At 66.1% G+C, this 19,103-nt stretch carries 12 protein-coding genes; 7 read left to right on the forward strand and 5 right to left on the reverse strand.

What is annotated here, in order from left to right:
• Positions 1-84: 84 nt before the first annotated feature.
• The 6 genes from PCE31107_RS00235 to PCE31107_RS00260 all read left to right on the forward strand — a co-directional run bounded on the left by PCE31107_RS00235 (position 85) and on the right by PCE31107_RS00260 (position 7,469).
• A complete protein-coding gene (locus PCE31107_RS00235; protein WP_130027606.1) occupies positions 85-546 on the forward strand; it encodes an Lrp/AsnC family transcriptional regulator in 462 nt (153 codons plus the stop codon).
• A gap of 303 nt (positions 547-849) precedes the next feature.
• Positions 850-3,234, forward strand: a complete 2,385-nt coding sequence (locus tag PCE31107_RS00240) for a TonB-dependent hemoglobin/transferrin/lactoferrin family receptor (RefSeq protein ID WP_150605774.1) — start codon at positions 850-852, stop codon at positions 3,232-3,234.
• An 87-nt stretch (positions 3,235-3,321) separates the two neighbouring features.
• Positions 3,322-4,449, forward strand: coding sequence for a hemin-degrading factor (locus PCE31107_RS00245; protein ID WP_174966506.1), 1,128 nt, complete (start codon positions 3,322-3,324; stop codon positions 4,447-4,449).
• Positions 4,446-5,375: a heme/hemin ABC transporter substrate-binding protein gene (locus PCE31107_RS00250; protein WP_150605776.1), complete on the forward strand. Its 930-nt coding sequence runs from the start codon at positions 4,446-4,448 to the stop codon at positions 5,373-5,375. Before PCE31107_RS00245 ends, PCE31107_RS00250 begins: the two co-directional genes overlap by 4 nt.
• Before the next feature lie 2 nt (positions 5,376-5,377).
• On the forward strand, positions 5,378-6,571 hold the full coding sequence (locus tag PCE31107_RS00255; protein WP_174966507.1) for a FecCD family ABC transporter permease: 1,194 nt from the start codon (positions 5,378-5,380) through the stop codon (positions 6,569-6,571).
• A 37-nt stretch (positions 6,572-6,608) separates the two neighbouring features.
• Positions 6,609-7,469: a heme ABC transporter ATP-binding protein gene (locus PCE31107_RS00260; RefSeq protein WP_150605780.1), complete on the forward strand. Its 861-nt coding sequence runs from the start codon at positions 6,609-6,611 to the stop codon at positions 7,467-7,469.
• Positions 7,470-7,539: 70 nt separating this feature from the next.
• Here PCE31107_RS00260 and PCE31107_RS00265 read toward each other — a convergent pair whose 3' ends face one another.
• The 4 genes from PCE31107_RS00265 to PCE31107_RS00280 form a co-directional block, all read right to left on the reverse strand.
• The gene (locus tag PCE31107_RS00265) at positions 7,540-8,511 is read right to left on the reverse strand and encodes a delta(1)-pyrroline-2-carboxylate reductase family protein (protein ID WP_130027610.1); all 972 of its coding nucleotides are present in this window, start codon (positions 8,509-8,511) and stop codon (positions 7,540-7,542) included.
• Between the two features lie 160 nt (positions 8,512-8,671).
• Entirely contained in the window at positions 8,672-10,948 is a 2,277-nt protein-coding gene (gene pbpC / locus PCE31107_RS00270; protein ID WP_150605782.1) for a penicillin-binding protein 1C, read from the reverse strand.
• Positions 10,932-11,657 (reverse strand): lysoplasmalogenase, encoded by a 726-nt coding sequence (locus PCE31107_RS00275; RefSeq protein ID WP_130027611.1) that lies wholly within the window; start codon positions 11,655-11,657, stop codon positions 10,932-10,934. Before PCE31107_RS00275 ends, pbpC begins: the two co-directional genes overlap by 17 nt.
• Positions 11,658-11,680: 23 nt before the next feature.
• Positions 11,681-17,704, reverse strand: a complete 6,024-nt coding sequence (locus PCE31107_RS00280) for an alpha-2-macroglobulin family protein (RefSeq protein WP_150605784.1) — start codon at positions 17,702-17,704, stop codon at positions 11,681-11,683.
• A gap of 196 nt (positions 17,705-17,900) precedes the next feature.
• Here PCE31107_RS00280 and PCE31107_RS00285 point away from each other — a divergent pair, with 196 nt between their 5' ends.
• The gene (locus PCE31107_RS00285) at positions 17,901-18,416 is read left to right on the forward strand and encodes an FUSC family protein (protein WP_130027612.1); all 516 of its coding nucleotides are present in this window, start codon (positions 17,901-17,903) and stop codon (positions 18,414-18,416) included.
• A gap of 149 nt (positions 18,417-18,565) precedes the next feature.
• On the opposite strand, the gene PCE31107_RS00290 is transcribed toward PCE31107_RS00285, so the two are convergent.
• Positions 18,566-19,057, reverse strand: coding sequence for an Lrp/AsnC family transcriptional regulator (locus PCE31107_RS00290; RefSeq protein ID WP_017233863.1), 492 nt, complete (start codon positions 19,055-19,057; stop codon positions 18,566-18,568).
• Positions 19,058-19,103: the final 46 nt, after the last annotated feature.

Below are 19,103 nucleotides of genomic sequence, written 5' to 3' on the forward strand. Positions count from 1 at the left end.
GGAGGTAAGAGAAAGATTTTTACTATTTCACTCCGTTTGGCGCACAATAAGAAACGTTCATTTCGTAGATGGCGGTTTTGAGAAATGGAATTACTCGATAATTTTGCACGCCAGATTCTGCGGCTATTGCAGATCGACTCGCGCCGCTCGGCGCAGGAACTGTCGGATAACGTGGGGTTGTCGGCAACACCATGCTGGCGGCGCATCAAGGACATGGAGCAAAGCGGCGTGATCCAGCGCTACACGGTGCTGCTCGATCGGGAAAAGCTCGGCCTGCACGTGTGCGCCCTGGCCCACGTGCAACTCACCCGCCACACGGAGGGCGGCACGGAGCAGTTCGAGCGCGAAATCCGCACCTGCCCGGAAGTGACGGAGTGCTACAGCACCACGGGCGAAGCCGACTACATCCTCAAAATCGTGGCGCCCGACATCAAGGCCTACGACGCGTTCCTGCACGAACACATCTTCCGTCTGCCCGCAGTGGCCAACGTCAAGACCAGCGTCGTGCTGCGTGAAATCAAGTTCGATACGAGCTTGCCGATCTGACGCGCGCCTTTCATCCCCTTCCCATTCATTGACATCGCGTCACCTCACCTCTTGACGCGTGGGTCGTTCTTCGCCAACAATGCAAATGATTCTTATTAACATCTTCGTCTCAAGGCCGAACCTATCCGGCCGCGCGGCGTGAGATCTTTCGCCAGCCGCGCCTGCCGGCGTGTTCCCGAGCCTCGATAACGACACGCGGAACACGACGATTGCCACGAGCGCTTGCCAGCCAGCAACGGGGTTTTCTTGCTCTGGGAGCCAGCAGTGAAGCAGTCGTCAAGCGGCGGGGGCCGCGCTTTTGTCATGTCAACGCGCCGGGGTGGCCGGAATTTCGGCATCCACGGTTCGATCCGATCCGAAGATTCGCCCCGCGATCCGGCGCGTCGATGGCGTCTCCGCCCGCTCGCAGGGGCGGTGCTCGCTGCGGTCTGGTCGCCCGCGGTCTTCGCGCAACCGGCATCGGGCACGGGCTCGGCGCAGTCCGTTGAGACGCTTCACCTCGCGCAAGCCTCGCCCAACGCGTCCTTGCAGGTCGCTGAAGCCAATCTGCGGGAGGTCAACGTCACGGCGACGCGCACCCCGACCAAAGCGGATCAAACCCCGGCGTCGATTTCGGTCATTACCGACCAGGATCTCGAAGAACAACAAGCGCAAGACATCAAGGAGGCCCTGCGCTACGAGCCTGGCGTCACCGTGCGCCGCGCGCCGTATCGCCCCGCTTCGGCGGCCGCCGGCGGCGGTCGCGACGGCAATTCGAGCATCAACATTCGTGGCCTCGAAGGCAACCGCGTGGCGCTCTTCGAAGATGGCATCCGCATGCCGTCCGCCTATGCGTTCGGTCCGCTCGAAGCAGGTCGTGGCGACTATCTGGGCATGGACCTGCTGCGCCGCATCGAAATCCTGCGCGGCCCGGCCTCGTCGCTCTACGGCAGCGATGGACTCACCGGCGTCGTCAACTTCCTCACCAAGGATCCCCAAGACCTGCTCGATGTGTTCGGCAAGTCAACCTATGTCTCGCTGCGGCCGTACTTCAACTCGATGGACCGCAGCTTCGGCACGACCGCCCAGGCCGCGTGGGGCGGCGAGCAGTGGCAGGGCATGGTCATCGTCGACGGCAACAAGGGCCACGAACTCGACGGCAAGGGCACCAACAACTCGGCCAGCACGTCGCGCACAACGGCCAACCCACAGGACAGCAATGGCGACTCCGTGCTCGGCAAGCTGGTCTTCAAGGCCACGCCCCGCTCGACGTTCAAGCTCACGGGCGAGACCGTGCGCCGTCGGGTGGACTCGAACGTTTTGTCGGCCATCAATCCGCCCACGACACTGGGCCTGAACACGAGCGATCGTCTCGAACGCAACCGCGTCAGCCTCGATTACGACTTCAGCGACGCCTCGCAGGCCTACGTGCAGAACGCGCACGCGCTGCTGTACTTCCAGGACGCGAAAAACAGCCAGTTCGCGTACGAGAAACGCACGGCGGGCGATCGCACGCGCGACAACACGTACAAGGAGCGCACCGTCGGTGGCGCCGCCCAGGCGGAAAGCCACTTCACGACCGGCCCGCTCGCGCACAAGCTCGTGTACGGCGCCGACGCGAGCCTCGCTTACATCACCAGCTATCGCAACGGCACCGTGCCGGGCATGGGCGAGTCATTCCCCAACAAGGCGTTCCCGGACACCGACTACACGCTGTTCGGCGCCTTCGCGCAGGACGAGATCCGCTACGGCGCGCTGAGCGTCACGCCGGGCATTCGCTACGACGCCTACTGGCTCTCGCCCAAGCAGAACGATCCGCTGTACGTGTCGCAGACGGCCTCCGGCGCGCGCGTTCAACCGACTTCGTCGAACGATGGCGCGCTCTCGCCGCGTCTGGCGATCATGTACGAGATCGCGCCGTCGCTGATTCCTTACGTGCAATACGCACGTGGCTTCCGCACGCCAACGCCCGACCAGGTCAACAACGGCTTCTCGAATCCGATCTTCGGTTACATGTCGATCGCGAACCCGAACCTCAAGCCCGAGACGAGCGACACGTTAGAGCTGGGGTTGCGCGGACGCCTCGCCACCACGCTCGGCCCCGTCACCTACAGCACCGCCGTCTTCGCCGGCAACTACCGCAACTTCATCTCGCAGCAGAACATCAGCGGCTCGGGCCGCCCGAGCGATCCGCTCATCTATCAGTACGTGAACTACAGCCGCGCCCGCATCCAGGGCTGGGAAGGCCGCGCCACGTGGGCGCTCCAGGGCGGCGTGACGCTGCGCACGGCGATGGCCTACACACACGGCACGACGCAAAACAACGGCGCCGCCACCCAGCCGCTCAACACCGTCAATCCGTTCTCGATGGTGCTCGGCGTGCGCTACGAGCCGAACACGACGTGGTTCGCGCAAGCCGACCTGCTCTTTCAGGCCGCGAAGGCACAAAGCCAGATCGCGAATACCTGCACCTCGGGCACGCAGCAGAACCAGACCTGCTGGGCCCCCCCGTCGTCGGTCGTACTCGACCTGTCGGGCGGCTATCGCCTCAACAAGTCCGCGACGCTCTACGCCGGCATCTACAACGTGTTCGACCGCAAGGCCTGGAACTGGTCGGACGTGCGCGGCCTCGCCGATAGCTCAACGCTCAAGGACGCGTATTCGGCACCGGGCCGCAGCGTGGCCGTGAGCCTGAAGCTTCAGTACTGATTCGACGGCACGAGACTCGCAACGGCGCTCGCGCTCGCGCGCCCGCCATCACGCAACGAACGCAACCCCCGCCACCAAGGAATCGCCATGATGAACACGCAAACCGCCACCCCCGCCGCCCACCCGGCGTTCCCTGCGCTCGCCGACGTCACCCGTCTGCGCAGCGACTTCCACCGCGTCAAGACCGAACGGAACCTGCGCGATCGCGACGCCGCCGCCGCCCTGGGCGTCTCCGAAGGCGAGACGGTCGCGGCGTTCGTCGGCGAGCACGTCGTGAGGCTGCGTCCCGAGTTCATCGAGATCGTCGAAGCGTTGCCCACGCTGGGGCGGGTCATGGCGCTCACGCGCAACAACGCCGCGGTTCACGAAAAGGAGGGTCAGTACGAGAAGCTCTCGCACACCGGCACCATTGGCCTGGGGCTCGGCAAAGACCTCGACCTGCGCGTCTTCTATCACCAATGGGCGTTCGGGTATGCCGTCGAAACGCCGACGGAGAACGGCCCCCGCCGCTCGTTGCAATTCTTCGACAAGACCGGCACTGCCGTGCACAAGATGTTCCTGCGCGATCACAGCGATGCGCTCGCGTATGACGCTCTCGTCGCCCGCTTTCGCGCGAGCGACCAGACGCCGGGTCAGCACGTCGTCGCTGCCGACGTCCCGAAGGCCGAGACGCCCGAGGCTGACATCGACGCCGCCGCCTTCCAGCGCGACTGGCTGGCCATGACCGACACACATCAGTTCTTCGAACTGCTCAAGCGCCACCGGGTGTCGCGCGCCCAAGCGTTGCGTCTCGCCCCCGAAGGTCATGCGCAACGCGTGAGGGCGGCATCGGTGCGCGCGTTGCTCGACGATGCCGCCGGCACCGCCCTGCCGATCATGGTGTTCGTCGGCAACGCGGGCATGATCCAGATCCACACGGGGCCGGTAAAGACGATTCGCGTGATGGGTCCGTGGGTCAATGTGCTCGATCCGGGCTTCAACCTGCATCTGCGTGAAGACCTCGTCGACTCGGCCTGGATCGTGCGCAAGCCGACGGCAGATGGCATCGTCACCTCGCTGGAACTGCTCGATGCCTCGGGCATGGTGATCGCCATGTTCTTTGGTGAGCGCAAGCCCGGGCAGGCCGAGCGCGACGACTGGCGCGAGACGCTCGCTCGAGTGAGGCATGCGTCGCACGCGGGAGACGCGCAAGGCGTCACGGAGACTTCGACGTGAACCGCCCGATCGACACACGCGGGGCCTCGCGGCGCGCTCTGTTGATCAGGGGCGCTGCGCTGGCAGTCGGCGCGTGGCCGGGCGCGCGAGCCATTGCGGCGCAGGCCAGCGCAACGACGCCTGATGCACCTGGGCGAGGCGGGCCGAAGCGCGCCGTGGTCGCGGGCGGCGCACTCACCGAAATCGTCTACGCGCTCGGTGCGCAGGATCGCGTGATCGCCAACGATCTGACGAGCCTGTATCCGGAAGCGGCCACCCGACTGCCCAAGATCGGGTACCTGCGCACCTTGTCGGCGGAAGGCGTGCTCTCGCTGCGTCCCGACCTGCTGCTCGCGGGCGCGGAAGCGGGGCCGCCCAACGTGCTGTCGCAGATCGCGGCGGCGGGCGTGCCGGTCGAGCGCTTCGTACACGGCTATACCGCCGAGCGAGTGCTCGACAACATTCGCGCCGTCGCCACCGCTCTGCGCGTGCCCAAGGACGGCGCACGCGTGGCGGACCGCTTTACCGCCGACTGGCTGCGCGTTCGCGACGACGTCGAACAACGGTATGGCATCGCGCGCCGCCCACGCGTGCTGTTCATCCTCGGCCACATGGGCAACCAGGTGATGGTGGCGGGGCAAGACACGGCGGCGCACGCCATGCTCGCCTACGCCGGTGCGGAGAATGCGTTGCGTGGCTTCACCGGCTACCGGCCGCTGACGGCGGAAGCGGCCGTCGCGGCCCAGCCCGACGTGCTGCTCACGACCACGACCGGGCCATCGCCCGCCGATCCCGCGGTAACGCTGCTCGCACAACCGGGGCTCGCGAACACGCCCGCCGGACGCGCCAAACGCGTGGTGAGCTTCGACGCGCTGTATCTGCTCGGCTTCGGTCCGCGACTGCCGCAGGCGGTTGCCGATCTCGCGCTGCGCGTGCACGCCGCTTGACCATGCGCCAAGGCTATCCCGAAATCCGCCATTCGCCCGTGAACGAAACTATTTCAGCCGCGCCTGCGCTACCGAAGTCGTTGCCATCACGCCCATCTGAAGCGGGTCGGCCCACGACCGTTGCCGCCACATCGCATCACACCGGCACGGTGCGACGCCGCCCGCCACGATGGTGCGTCATGACGGCGCTGGCCGCCTTGCTCGCCGTCGCGGTGCTCGCCGCGCTGTGCGGCGGGGCTTATCGCATCGCGCCCGGAGAAGCGATTGCCGTGCTGTTCCGGGGCGCCACAGGAGACTTCGCGCAGGACCAGGCACGCAACGTCATGTTGCAGATTCGCCTGCCGCGCATCGTGCTCGGTATTCTGGTCGGCGCGGGCTTCGGCGCCGCCGGCGCCGCGTTGCAGGCCCTCTTCCGCAACCCGCTCGCCGACCCCGGACTGATCGGCGTGGCCAGCGGTGCGGCGTTGGGCGCGGCAGGGGTGATCGTCCTCGGCGGTGTTCTGCTTCCGGCGGCGCTCGCGGCGTCGCTGGGCTTGTGGCTACTGCCGGTGGCGGCGTTCGTCGGTGCGCTTGGTGTCACCACGCTCGTCTACCGTCTGGCCGCGGGACGCGGTCGCCTCGCCCTGCCGTTGCTGTTGCTCGCCGGCATCGCGATCAATGCCGTCTCGGGGGCGGCCATCGGTTTGCTCACCTACCTCGCCGACGATACGCAGTTGCGCACGCTCACCTTCTGGACGCTCGGCAGTCTCGGCGGCGCGCAATGGCCGATGCTCGGCGTGATTGTATGGCCGGTCGCGCTGGGGATCGTCGCGCTCGCCACACAGTGCCGCTCGCTGAACGCCTTGTTGCTGGGCGAAGCGGAGGCGTTGCATCTCGGCGTCGCCGTGCAGTCGGTCAAGCGTCGAGTGATGGTGGCGTGCGCGCTGTGCGTCGGTGCGCTGGTCGCGTCGAGCGGCATGATCGGATTCATCGGCCTGATCGCACCGCATATCGTGCGGCTGGTCGTCGGGCCCGACCCGCGCGCCGTGCTCCCGGCAGCCGCGCTCTTCGGTGCGATCCTGACGTTGCTTGCCGATCTGGTCGCGCGCACCTGGGTGGCGCCGGCCGAGTTGCCGCTGGGCATTCTCACGGCACTGCTCGGCGCGCCGTTCTTCCTGATGCTGCTGTGGCGACGCCGCGGACAGTTTGGGCTATGACGCTCACCGAACCGGTCTGATAGAACAGGACATCGCCATGCTCAGTGCGCACGACCTCACGATTGCCCACACCGATTCGCCCGTGCTCGACGGCCTGTCGCTCGACATCCGTCCCGGCGAATTGCTGGTGCTGCTTGGCCGCAACGGCGCGGGCAAGAGCACGTTGCTCAAGGCGATGGCCGGCGATCCGCTGCCCGCGCGCACGCACATGCGCGGCGACATCACGCTGAACGGCGCGCCGCTCGCGCAATACGCCCCGGCGGCGTTGGCTCGCTTGCGTGCCGTGCTGCCGCAAACGGCGCAGTTGGCGTTTCCGTTCAGCGCGCTTGATATCGTGGCGATGGGGCGTCTGCCCTACCCGAGATCGCGCAGACGGGACGCCTCCGGCAAGACCGTCGCGAGCGATACGGAAATCGCGACGCTCGCGCTGGAACGCGCGGGGGCGCTGCCGCTACGGCACCGTGACGTGATGACCTTGTCTGGCGGGGAATGGGCGCGAGTGCAGTTTGCGCGAGTACTTGCGCAGCTATGGCCCGACGACGAGGCTTCGGCCCCGTCGGTGCCGCGCTATCTACTGCTGGACGAACCGACGGCGGCGCTCGACCTCGCGCATCAGCATCACCTGCTCTCGCTCACGCGCGAGCTTGCCGCAACGTGGGGCTTCGGTGCGATGGCCATCGTGCACGACGTCAACCTCGCGGCGCGTCACGCGGACCGTATGGCGTTGCTTGCCAACGGACGCATTCTTGCAGCAGGGACACCTCGCGACGTGATGCGCGCCGACCTCATCGAGGCAACGCTCGGCTTGCCGGTGCACGTGATGACGCCCGAGGCATTGCCCGGCTATCCAAGGCTCAAAGACGCTTCCGCAAGCGTGCCCTTCGCGTTGCCCGCGTGAACACGCCACGCGGTTCACGCGTCGGCGCGACCTGGGCCCAACCCCGTTCATCCCACCGGCGTCAGACCGCTCAGGCGGCGGGCACGCCGTCCTTTGCGAGATTCGCGCGTGCGCACAAGACGGCGGCGAGATCCCACAGGGCGTAGCCCACGCTCTTGAAAATCACCGGCCCGCTCGAACGGAAACGATCGGGGGTGATGATGGCGTCGAGCAACGGTGCGGCACGTCCCCAGTCGATGGCCGCATGCAGCAGATCGCCGGCTTCGTGCTTGACCTCCCAGGTATCGACGACGAGCGTACCGCGCACGGCGGCGTCGCGACACAACTGCGGCGGCAACTCGCGCATGTCCGGACGGAACGCACCGACGCCCGCGACAAAGATGTCGTCGCGCCAGCGCAGCACGTCGCTATCGGGCAGCACAGGCTCACTGCTGGTGGTCGCTGCAATCACGATGCTCACGGTGTTCAGCATCGGTTCGACCGCGTCGACCACGGTGGCTTCCACGCCGAGCGACGCGGCGTGTTCCGCGAGCGCGTGGGCGCGCTCCGCGCTGCGCGAAAAGATCATGAAATGACGCGTGCCCATGCCTGCGGCAAACGCTTCCAGGTGCGCCCTCGCCTGCACCCCCGCCCCGACGATCAACACCGGTCCCTTGGGGCGCGGCGCGAACTTGCGGGCGGCGAACAGCGTCACGGCGGCCGTGCGTCGACCGGTGATGGTAGGCCCGTCGAGCAACATCAATCGCTCTCCGGTATGCGGATCGAACACCATCACCTCACCAATGATGGAAGGCTTTCCCGCACGGCAATTCTCCGGATGCACGGTGATGTGCTTGGTCATCGCGACATCGCGATTGGCGGCGGGCATCACCAGCAGCACACCGCCACGGCGGCCGCGCTCCGGTTCGGTCAACGCGAAATGCAGACGCGCGGGCGCGCGCGCGGTGCCCGCGCGCATCTCCATGAGCATGGCCTCGATGCCGTCGGCCAACTGAGGGTACGGCAACAACTGTGCGGTTTGACGCGCATCCAGCGTGATCATCGATATGTCTCCGCTCCGGGGCGCGCGTCATTGGCGAGAGGGGTCGCTCTCGTCGCCGTCACATGGCGTCACGCGTTAGCAGGTTTGATTTCAGTGTAGCCTGCATCGCGTGAACGCGTCTGTTGCTTCAAAAATTATTCGCGACCTCGCGCGCATACGCTCATCGACTCGCATTGCGCATGCGCTTGCCATCGTCGAGCGTCGCACCGCGTACCTCGAAGTGCACGCGGTCACGCACCGCCCCGGCAGCATCGACGAGTTCGAGCGTGTGACGCCCCGGCCACGGCAACCACCCCACGCGCGCACGGCCCGCGAGCGGCTTGCCGTCGAGTCGCCACGCCGCCCCCTTAGGCCACGCGGCGGCCACCTGGAACCACAGGCGCTGGTTCGCGGGCGGAATATCCGGATCGAGTGCCACGATCGTGCCCTCGGGGGGCCCGACAATTCGCCAGAGTGGTCCGCCGGGCGCTTTGGTCGCGAGCGAGGACAGCACGATTGTGCGCTGCGACGTTCCGGGAAGAAACCACTCGTCGCGTGCAGGTTCAACGCGCTCTGCGTACTGCACAGCCACATGTTCGAGTCCGGGCGGCGGCGTGGGCGGCAGGCTCGCCGTGCGTCGATGCAGATAGTCCATGAGGCGATGCCAGATCGGTGCGGCACCCGACACCCCGGAGACGTCCCACATCGGCGCGCCGTCGGCATTACCCACCCAAACCCCGACCGTATAGTGCCGCGAATATCCGACGGCCCAGTTGTCGCGCATGTCCTTGCTGGTGCCCGTCTTCACGGCGGTCCAGTAGCGCGTCGAGAGCGGGCTGTCGAGCCCGAACGTGCGGGTGCGCGCCTGCCGGTCGGCGATCATGTCAGAGACGATGAAACTGACCTGCGGCGAGAAGACGGTCGTGGGCATCACCTCTTTCGCGCGCGCTTTCGTGACGTCACCAGCACGCGGGCGTACCGACTCCGGCATGCGCTCGTTCACGCCGCTGGCGGTGCCTCCGTTGGCGAGCGCGCGATAGGCATTCGCGAGCCTGAGCAGTGTCACGTCGGCACTGCCAAGCGCGAGGCTGTAGCCGTAGAAGTCGCCGCTTTGCGTGAGCGGCAAGCCCAGTGAGACGAGCGTCTGGGCGAACCGGCGCGGTGTGACCATCACGAGCGTGCGCACGGCCGGCACGTTCAGCGACGAGGCCAGCGCCGTGCGCGCGCTGATCCACCCCTTGAAGTGATGATCGTAGTTCTGCGGAATGTACAGGCCGCCCCCCGTGGGCAGATCGATGGGTGAATCGTCGAGGAGCGACGCTGCCGTCACGCGATGCTCCGCAATCGCCTGGGCATAAAGAAATGGCTTGAGTGTCGAGCCGGCCTGCCGCAGCGATGTGACGCCATCGACCTGTGCCGCCGACGACAATGGCCCGGAGGAACCGACCCAGGCGAGAATATCGCCGCTCGCGTTATCGATGACGACAATGGCCCCGTCCTGCACGTTGCGCGAACGTCCCGGCGTGCCCAGCTCGCGCAGCGTCTGCTGCAAGGTGGTCACCGCCATGCGCTGGAGATTCGCGTCCAGCGTGCTGAGAATTCGCGTGCCCGCGGGCGGACGACTCGCGCTGAACACTCGACGCGCGAAATGCGGCGCAAGGCCAACGGCATCGCGCGTCGTCATTACGCTTGCCGGTCGCGAAAACACGAGTTGCGCGTAGCCATCGAGGCCGTTGCAGTCAGACGCCTGCCTCATGTCACGCAGAATGCCGCAGGCGCGCTGCGCCACGCGCGCGGCGGGCGCGTTCGGCGCGCGCAGCAGCGCAACGGCCAACGCCGATTCGCGGGCGTCGAGTCCGCTGGGGAACTTGCCGAACAGCGTTTGCGAGACGGCCGAGATGCCGACGAGCTCGCCCCGAAACGGCACGAGGTTCAGATATGCCTCGAGAATCTGATCCTTGCGCCAGCGCTGCTCCAGCCACAACGCCGTTGCCGCCTGACCGATCTTCTGAGAAACGGATCGATTGTGGGTACTCGGTCGCAAATCGTCGTCGAGCAGACCTGCCAACTGCATCGTCAGCGTGGAGGCGCCGCGCGTGCGCGTATGCCAGAGGTTGCCCCACGCGGCGGCGGCCACGCCGCGCCAGTCTACGCCGCTGTGCTCATAGAAACGCTTGTCCTCGGAAACGATCAACGCCTCGCGAAAAGCGGGCGAGACATCGGCGAGCGTTACCCAGTCGCCGCGTTGCGCCTGCATGTCGGCCCGCAGGCGCTGCAAGGGAATGCCGCGACGATCCAGCAGAATCCAGTCCGACGCGCGCCAGTCATCATGCACCTCGTCAAACGACGGGACGGCGTGCGCCGGTGCCGGGGACAGAAATGCGCCGAGCGTCAGCGCAACGCTCAACACGACCTGACGGCCAACGCCCCAGCCCCGATGCTCAGTCGCGGCGCACATGCATCTCACCCGGTTGCGACAAATCCGCAGGACGCACTGCCAGGATGCCGGCCGCGAGCATCAGTTGCGCGAGTGCGTAAAGAATCCAGATGGCGTACTCCTGGGCCAGGATGGGGCCCACGAAGCGCGTGGTGCCGATGAGCGCGTCCGAGACGGTGAAGAGCAGCGCGCCGACGGCGGCCCATTCGCCCGGCAGGTCGGCCAGCAGCGCCGCCGAGGCCATCATCGCCAGCACGATCACGTAGCACGCCACCGGTGCCTTGAGTTCCCCCATTCCCGGCCAGTACATCGCGTACGCCAGCGCCGCCGCCGCCCACACCAGCACGATGGCGACGCGATGCCAGCCGGGCACCTTCGCCCAGGGGCGCCGCAAGCGCCAGAACAACAAGAAATACGCGAGATGGGCCAGCAGGAATGCGCCCAGGCCCAGAATGAAACCTTGTGCCAAGGTCGGCGAGGCGAGCAGCACGTCACCCGCGCCCGACAAGATCAGCGCCGCGCAAAGCCACACCCGCTCGCGCGGCACCCGGTGGTAAAGCGCCGCGAACAACAACAAGGCACACAACAGCACCTTGGCAATGCCCTGGTCGGCATAAGGTGCGCCGCGCAACGCCAACGCATAGGCGGCGCCCGCAATCGCGGCCAGCCACCAGAAGCGGCGCGCCTCTCGTGGCAGCGCCGCCGCCGGGTCAAAGAAGTTCGACGTCATGACAGTGCGCCCCCCATTCGTCATTACTTCGCCGGCACCACTTGCACCGGCGCGTTAGGCGTCTCGCCGTACATCGCCGGTTCGTACATCGCCTCGACCCGCGTTGGCGGTGTCGCGAACGTGCCGACGTTGTTCAGACGTACCGTGTACTCGATCCGATGCTGCCCCTTCGGCAGGTAATCGTAGTAGGCACGGTAGGTGTCCTGCGCGCGCTCCTCGAAAGCCGGCGTGGCGCCTTCGCTCTTCTCGCCTTGCGTGGCGATGACCGAATCGCGTCCAAGCCCGCCGCCCAGCACTGTCGCCCCGCCAGGCAGCGGATCGCTCACCACGACCCAACGCATGTCGGCCTGCGCGTCGATATCCAGACGCACGCGCAATACCGCGCCACGCACGAAGCGATCGCCCGAACGATCGGCGGCGTCCTGCACTTGAACGCTGCGCGTCACGCGATAGCCGGCGGAGAACGGCGCCTTGAGCGGAACGGCGGCCAGGCTCTGGATCGTTGCCCAAGGCTTGCCGGCGCCCGTCTGATCCAGGCGCAATACATCGCGCGCGCTGTCCTTTGCGGCAGCCGCGTTGCTCAGCCATGGCAACGACACGGCCGGCGGCACGGTGCCCGCCTTGAGCTTGTCCCAGACGACGGTTTGCACGCTGCCGCTCGTCTGGTTGTCGCGCTGCCACTGAATCGCCGTTTGCCCCGATGGCGTGTCGCGCTCGAATCGCGCCGAGAATCGATCCACGGCCAGGCCCCCCCAGACGTTCGCCGTGGTCGTCGACCAGGCCCCGCGCGACTGCAGTCCCAGCAGGCCGATCACGAGACGCGGCATCTCGTCCTTCCATGCCGGGTTCGCGTTCATCAGCAACGCCAGCCGCGCCGCGTTGGTCTCGGGGCCGACCATCAGCCACCAGAGCCCGTCGCTTGCCTGCGTGGAGAACCCCACACGTGTTCCCTGATACGACAGACGCGCCCGCAGGATCTGCTCGGCCTGCGCCATGCGCTCGGCACGCTGGGGCGCGTCGGGTAACCGTTGCAGGATCGCGTACCAGTCGATGACCGCAGACGTCGGCCAGTCGTTCGGCGCGAGGGTGAGCGAACTCAGCATGCGTGCATTCGCCCGGCCGTACCGGGACAACGCTTCGATGGCGCTCAGCTTGCGCAACGTCAGGTCGTCACGCGGGGCCCAGAAGCGGCGCGTGAGGCGCCCTTCGACGAACGCCGTCAGTCCGTCCTCCATGCGTGCCAGCGCGTCGTCCGGCAAGGCATAGCCTGGGTCGAGCGCCTTCGCTTCGCTGCTTACGGCCAGCAGATAGGCAGTGAGCGTATCGCTGCCCTGATTCGCGAAGCCCTCTTGCGGCGGGAAGTAACTCGCCAGCCCGTCGTCGTCGAGATACGACGGCAGCGTGCCCATCACCCGTTTCCACTGCGCAGTGTCGCGCATGCCGATCGCCTTCGACGCCCGTTGCTCCAGGCAACCGTACGGATAGACCTCGAACCAGCGCTTCACTCCCGGCAATCCCTGCGACAGACGCGGTTGCAGGCTGATGCGAACCCCGCCGCGCAACGTTCCGGTGCTGTCTGCCACCGCGCCCGCCGGCGGTGCCATGGGCAGCGTCAGACTGCCTTCGACCTGCGTGAGCACCGACTGCTGGACGCTCGCAGGCAACGAAGGCTGGATGTCCTGCCCGACCTTGATGGCATCGCTCGCGGCGGGCGCCGTGCCCGTCGCCGGTGCCTGTGCACTGACTTCCCACAACACGCGTTGGGCACGCGTGTCCGCCAGTCCTGCAGGCGCCGTCACGTCCCACGTCACTTCACGCGATTCGCCGGCCGGCACGTCAATCCGTTGCGGTGCCAGGGTCAGTTGCGTGGCGCGTGCGGTCAACTGCACCTGCATCGCATGTTGTGTGGTGTTGCGCACGGTGAACTGGGCACGATACATGTCGCCCTCGCGCACCAGCGGCGGCAAGCCCGAGATCAATTGCAGATCCTGCGTGGTGCGAATGGTCGCGGTCCCGGTGCCGAACCAGCCAAGCGCCTGCGCGCCGGGCCCGCCATCATCGGCCACCGCCACGATGCGGAAACTGGACAGCGCGTCGCCCAGCGGCACGTCCACGCTCGCCTCGCCCTTGTCGTCGAGCACGACGCGCGGTTGCCACAGCAGCAGCGTGTCGAACAGCTCGCGCGTCGGACTCTTGCCGCCGCCGCCGCCCGCTGGTACGGCCTTGCGACCGTAGTGGCGGCGTCCGATGATCTCCATCTGTGCGGTGGCCGTCGTCACGCCGTAGCTGCGACGCTGCCACATGGCATCGAGCAGATTCCAACTGGTGTTCGGCGCCAGCTCCAGCAGCGCCTCGTCGACGGCCGCAACGGCAACCTCGGTGCCGGCCACGACCGGCTTGCCGTCCGGCTGCGTGACTTTGATGCGCACCTTGGCATGACCGCGCACCGGGTAGGTCGCCGCGTCCGGCTTCACTTCCACGCCAAGACGCTGCCCCGCCGTGCCCACACGCAACTCGGTCAAGCCGAAGCGATAGGCCGGTTTGCCCAGATCCACCAGCCCCGTCGGGGCCTGATACTCCCGGCCCTCGTACCAAAACGCCCGGAACCATTCCAGCGGCTGCTTCCAGCCCCATTGGAAGAACGAGTACCAGGGCACTTCATGGATTCGACCGCGCACCGCGAGCACCGACACGTAAACGTTGGGGCCCCAGGTGGGTTCGACCTTGAGCGAAATGCTGGGGTCCTTGCCGGAGATCTCCATCGTGCGCGTCTGGATCACGCCTTCGCGCTCGATCGCGACGAGCGCCGTTGCCGAGCGGAACGGCATGCGCACCTGAAGCTTGGCCGTCTCGCCCGGCTCGTAGGCCCGGCGCTCCGGCAGCACATCCATCCGGTCGGTATTGTCACCGCCGAACCAGACCTCGCCGCGTCCCGTCACCCACACGCTCGTTGTCGACGTACTCAGATTGCCCTTGTCGTCCTTGGCCTGTGCCACGAGCGTAATTTCGCCCGGCTGCGAGAGCGAGACGTCGCACGCCAGCAAACCGCGCTCGTCGGTCTTGCCGTTGCATACCGTGCCGAGATCCTTGACCTCGGTGTGGTTGTCGTACGCATAGAACCCCCCCACCATGCGCTTGCGGCTGCTGGTGGTCATCCGCGCCTCGGCGCGCACGTCCATCGCCACCCCGGCCTTGGGCTTGCCTTGTAGATCAAGCGCGAGCGCTTTCACCGGGAGCTTGTGGGTCACCGACACCCAGCTTTCGCTGCGCACGCCGGTGATCAGATTCGCGGGCCACAAGGTGGCATTGCCGCGAAGCGTCTGAATCTCGCCGTTCGGATCGGCGAAGCTCGCCTCGAGCACCAGATCGCTTGGACGGTCAACCTTGGGCAAATCCTTGAGCGTCAGATTACCTGCACCGTTTCTGTCGAGCACAAGCCGTTGCTTGTCGGCGACCAGCTTCTGATCGCTCGCTCCCGCACTCTCGTCATTGCCCTGATCCTCGTCATCGGCCCCCGACTGCGCCGACGGCGGACGGTACGGCGTGAAGCTGAAATCGTCGTACCCGTCGAAGGTCATGTCTCGCGCGCGCAGCAACGCCGAGACGCGCACCGGCAAGTTGCCCGCCGGGCCACCCGCCACGTAATTCACCTGCACATTCACCGGGGCTTCGGTCTTGTTGATGAGCGGTGACGTCGCGGCATCGCGCACACCAATCGATCCGGCCAGCACCGGCAGTCGGAAAGCCTCCACGCGGAAGTGCCCCGCGTCGAGCGATGATGGATACGACTTCGGACGCGAATCCGCCTCCGTGTAGTCGAGCGTCACCGCGTACTCGCCAAGCTTCGCGCCCTGCGGAATCTGGAAAGTGTTTTCGGCGAGCCGTCCGTTGCGCCACTTGATGGGCTGCGTGTAGGTTTGTCCAGACCCTTGATGGGTGATCGTCAACTGCGACGGCAAGCTCGCGGGCAGGGCCAGCCCCTGCATCGTTTCCTGACGGATGAAGTGCTTCATCGACACCGTTTCGCCAACGCGGAACAGCACGCGGTCGAACACCGTCTGCGCGCGCACGGTGGGACTGCTGCCACCGTCGGTCGGCACATGAAACCGCCAGGGCTCGATGCCGCGATCCCAGTCGGAAGACACAAACGCCATGTCGGGATCGCTCCCCTGCGTGCGGGCGACCACGAAGTACCCCGAGCGCATCGTCTTCTCGCAGTACCGGTATCGCTCGAGCGACTTGTCGATCTTCGCCACGCCCGTCTTGTCGGTCACGGCGCTCGCCACTTCGCTGCCATCGCAATCGAGCACTCGCACCTTCGCATTGGCCACCGGCTGGCCTTTGTCCAGCGTCGTCACCCACGCAATGGCATTCTCGCGGCCCATCTTGAAATGCACCCCAAGATTGGTGACGAGCACCGTCGTGCGTACGTACATCGGCAACGACTTGCCCAACAGGGCCGCCCCGAGCGATGGTGAGGCCAACTCCACGACATAAAAGCCGGGCTTCTGGAATGGAATGCCGACCACTTCGAACGGGCGAGGATCTTTCTCCTTGGGCACGGGCAGGGTCAGCGCCTGCACGCCAGGCCATCCGGACAGCAACGACAGGCTGCGCGTGTCATAACGCGTGATCTTGTCCTCGACGATCACCGCGGCATTCGGCCCGAACGCCACATTGGCCGCCGGGGCCGTAAGTATCGACGGCATCTCCTGCGCAATCTGCTTGCGGGTCATCGTCGTTTCGTCGAATCGGCGCACGCGCGACATCCAGTTCATGACCTCGGCGTCGTCGTCGACCCGCAGTTGCAGGGTGCGCCCGCTCCCGCCGGTCTTGGCGGCCTCGCCAGCCACCCCCAGCCCGTTGATCTGCAGCGCCGGCTCGACCTTGCGCAGCGTGACCGGCAGCATCGGCGGCATGCCGGGCTCGGCAAAGCGCTCCACAATACCGAACGGCGCGGCCGCGAACTTGGCCAGCGGCGGCATCGTCGCCGTCTTCGTCTTCAGCGGGAATTCGCCGGCGTTGTCGAGCGCTCGGCCACTGTCGTCCGTAAATCCTTTCGGCAGCGAGATCGTCAAATCGGCCTTCTCGGGGAACGGCGCGTTGAACGTGACATCGCTCACACTGGACGTGCGATCCGAATCGCTGAACGTCGGCGAGCGTTCGGCACCCGCGCCATGCAGACGAATCTTGGCCGCCATGTCGCGCGCGACGGGCGAGTTGAACGTCAGACGCAGTGGCCGCAACGGCGTGCAGGGCGCGTTCGCATTCTCGCGCTCGCAACTGAAACTGGCCGTGAACGGTTCACGCACATCGTATTCAAAACGTCGCGCCTGCGTCGTTGGCACGCCCGATGGCGTGGTGATACCCGCGCCCCACACCAGGTGCATCTTGGCGCCCGCCGCAAGCGTTCGGTTGCATTGCAGCATGACGACACGCGCTGCCTGCTTCTCCAGACTGAAACGCTTGAGCAACGCCGAACGCGTGTCGCCCTCGATTCCCTTCACGCCGATGCGCTCGCCAACTCCTTCCGTCTCGCACCAGGCGTGTTGAATCACACTGGCGGGCTGCGCCGCGCCATTGAGCGTAAGGATGAAGATCTGGTTTTCGTCGATGGGACCGTACGACGGACGGATGGACGTGACGGCCGGGCCGCCCGTGTTGAACGCGTAACGCGTGGTGCCCGACAGCGCGGCGCCCGAGACGGCGGACAACCCGCCGCGCAGCTCCACCGAGCATTTCGCACCCGGCGGCAGCGACGACTTGAAATCGTAGACCCAGATCTTCGGTTCGAGCCAGTGGCCCTCGCCTGCGAGCGACGTGTCGGTGCACTTCACGGCGGCTGGCGCCTGCGCGCGCGGATCGCCCGCCGGCACCATGGCTTCGTCGAACTTGACGACGACCTGGTCCACACTCGCGACCTCTCCTTGCGGACTGACGCTCGTGACGCGCGCCGCCTGCACGGGCGACGCGGCGAACCCACCAAGACACAGCACCGCCCACACCCACGGCGCGGCCGGCCAGACGCGTTGCGTTCGGCTTTGCATGCCGGTCTCCTCCCGAGTTCTGGTCAGGCGATTCTACCCCGCAGTCGTTGGCATTTCGAACCGTTTCCCTTGCCATGCCCATCAGGAAACCGCATTTCGGATCGGCCGCTCGACCGAGGCGGAATCTTCTGGGTTGGGTTCCAGGATTCGCCTATGTCACACTGGCACCTTTCCATGTTCGCAACGTGGGCGCGTCATGTCTCTAGCCATTCTCCACCCCAAGAAGAACGCACTGGTCTATCTGGTGAAGATTCTTAGCGGCTCGCTGATCGTCTGGTTCGGCCTGCGGGCGGCAGGCTTTCCAGAGCCTTATTGGGCAATGATCTCGCTCATCATCGTGACCGAACCGGACCCGATGCAGGCGCGCAGCAACTTCAAGGCGCGCTCGATCAACACGATTACCGGGGCCGTCATCGCGTGCATCGTCTTGCTCGTCTTCGGGCCCGGGCTGGCGGCCATGCTTGTGGGCATCACGCTGGCCACGCTGGCTGCAATGCTGGTGCAGAACTATCCGGCCAATTGGCGTCTGGGCCCGGCCACGGTGGTCATCCTGATGTCGGCAGCGTTGAGCGGACAGGGGCAAGGGCTGCATCAAGAGCTCAGCCTCGCCATGTTGCGTGTGATCGAAGTGCTGATCGGCTCCACTGTCGCGCTCATTCAGTCGCTAGTCTACGGACGCTACGTGAAGCCCTGGTTGATGCCCACTGACTGAGCTGTCGAACATAAGGCCGCGCAAACGGCTGGCTGTCCGATCCATCGATCGGACAAGCGAACGCCTGCCCCAAGCGCGCAGGGACATGCCGGGACATCCGGCAAAGGAAAGGAAAATAGCGATGCGAGGCGGCGTGGCGCCGCACCCGCTCAGCGAGACGATTGTCGGTTCGCCAGATAGTGCAGCGGCAGCGCATTGCTGCGCTTGAAAGCGCTGAGCACGATGTTCGAGCGCACGTTCTCCACGCCCGGCACCTGCATCAGCCGCTTCATGACGAAGGCCGACAGAGCATTCAGATCCGGCACCACGATGCGCAGCAGGTAATCCGCCTCGCCAACCACCGCGTGACACTCGAGCACTTCGGGCAACAGATCGATTTCCGCCTGAAAACGTTCGATGACCTGATCGCCATGATGTTGCAGGCGCAACGTCGTGAATGCCGTCACGGCCAGGCCCAACGCCTCGGGTCGCAGCACCACACGATATCCCTCGATAACGCCTTCAGCCTCGAGCCGCTGCAGGCGGCGGCCTATCTGCGACGCGGAAAGCGCCACGTGCTCCGCCAACTGATGGTGCGTGGCACGCCCCTCCTTCTGCAACGCGTCCAGAAGAGCCAAATCGAAGTGATCCAGAACAAGCATGACGATTCTCCGCAATAAATCACATTTTTATGCGAAATTTATGCAA

The organism is Pandoraea cepalis (assembly GCF_902459625.1).
Taxonomy (GTDB): domain Bacteria; phylum Pseudomonadota; class Gammaproteobacteria; order Burkholderiales; family Burkholderiaceae; genus Pandoraea; species Pandoraea cepalis.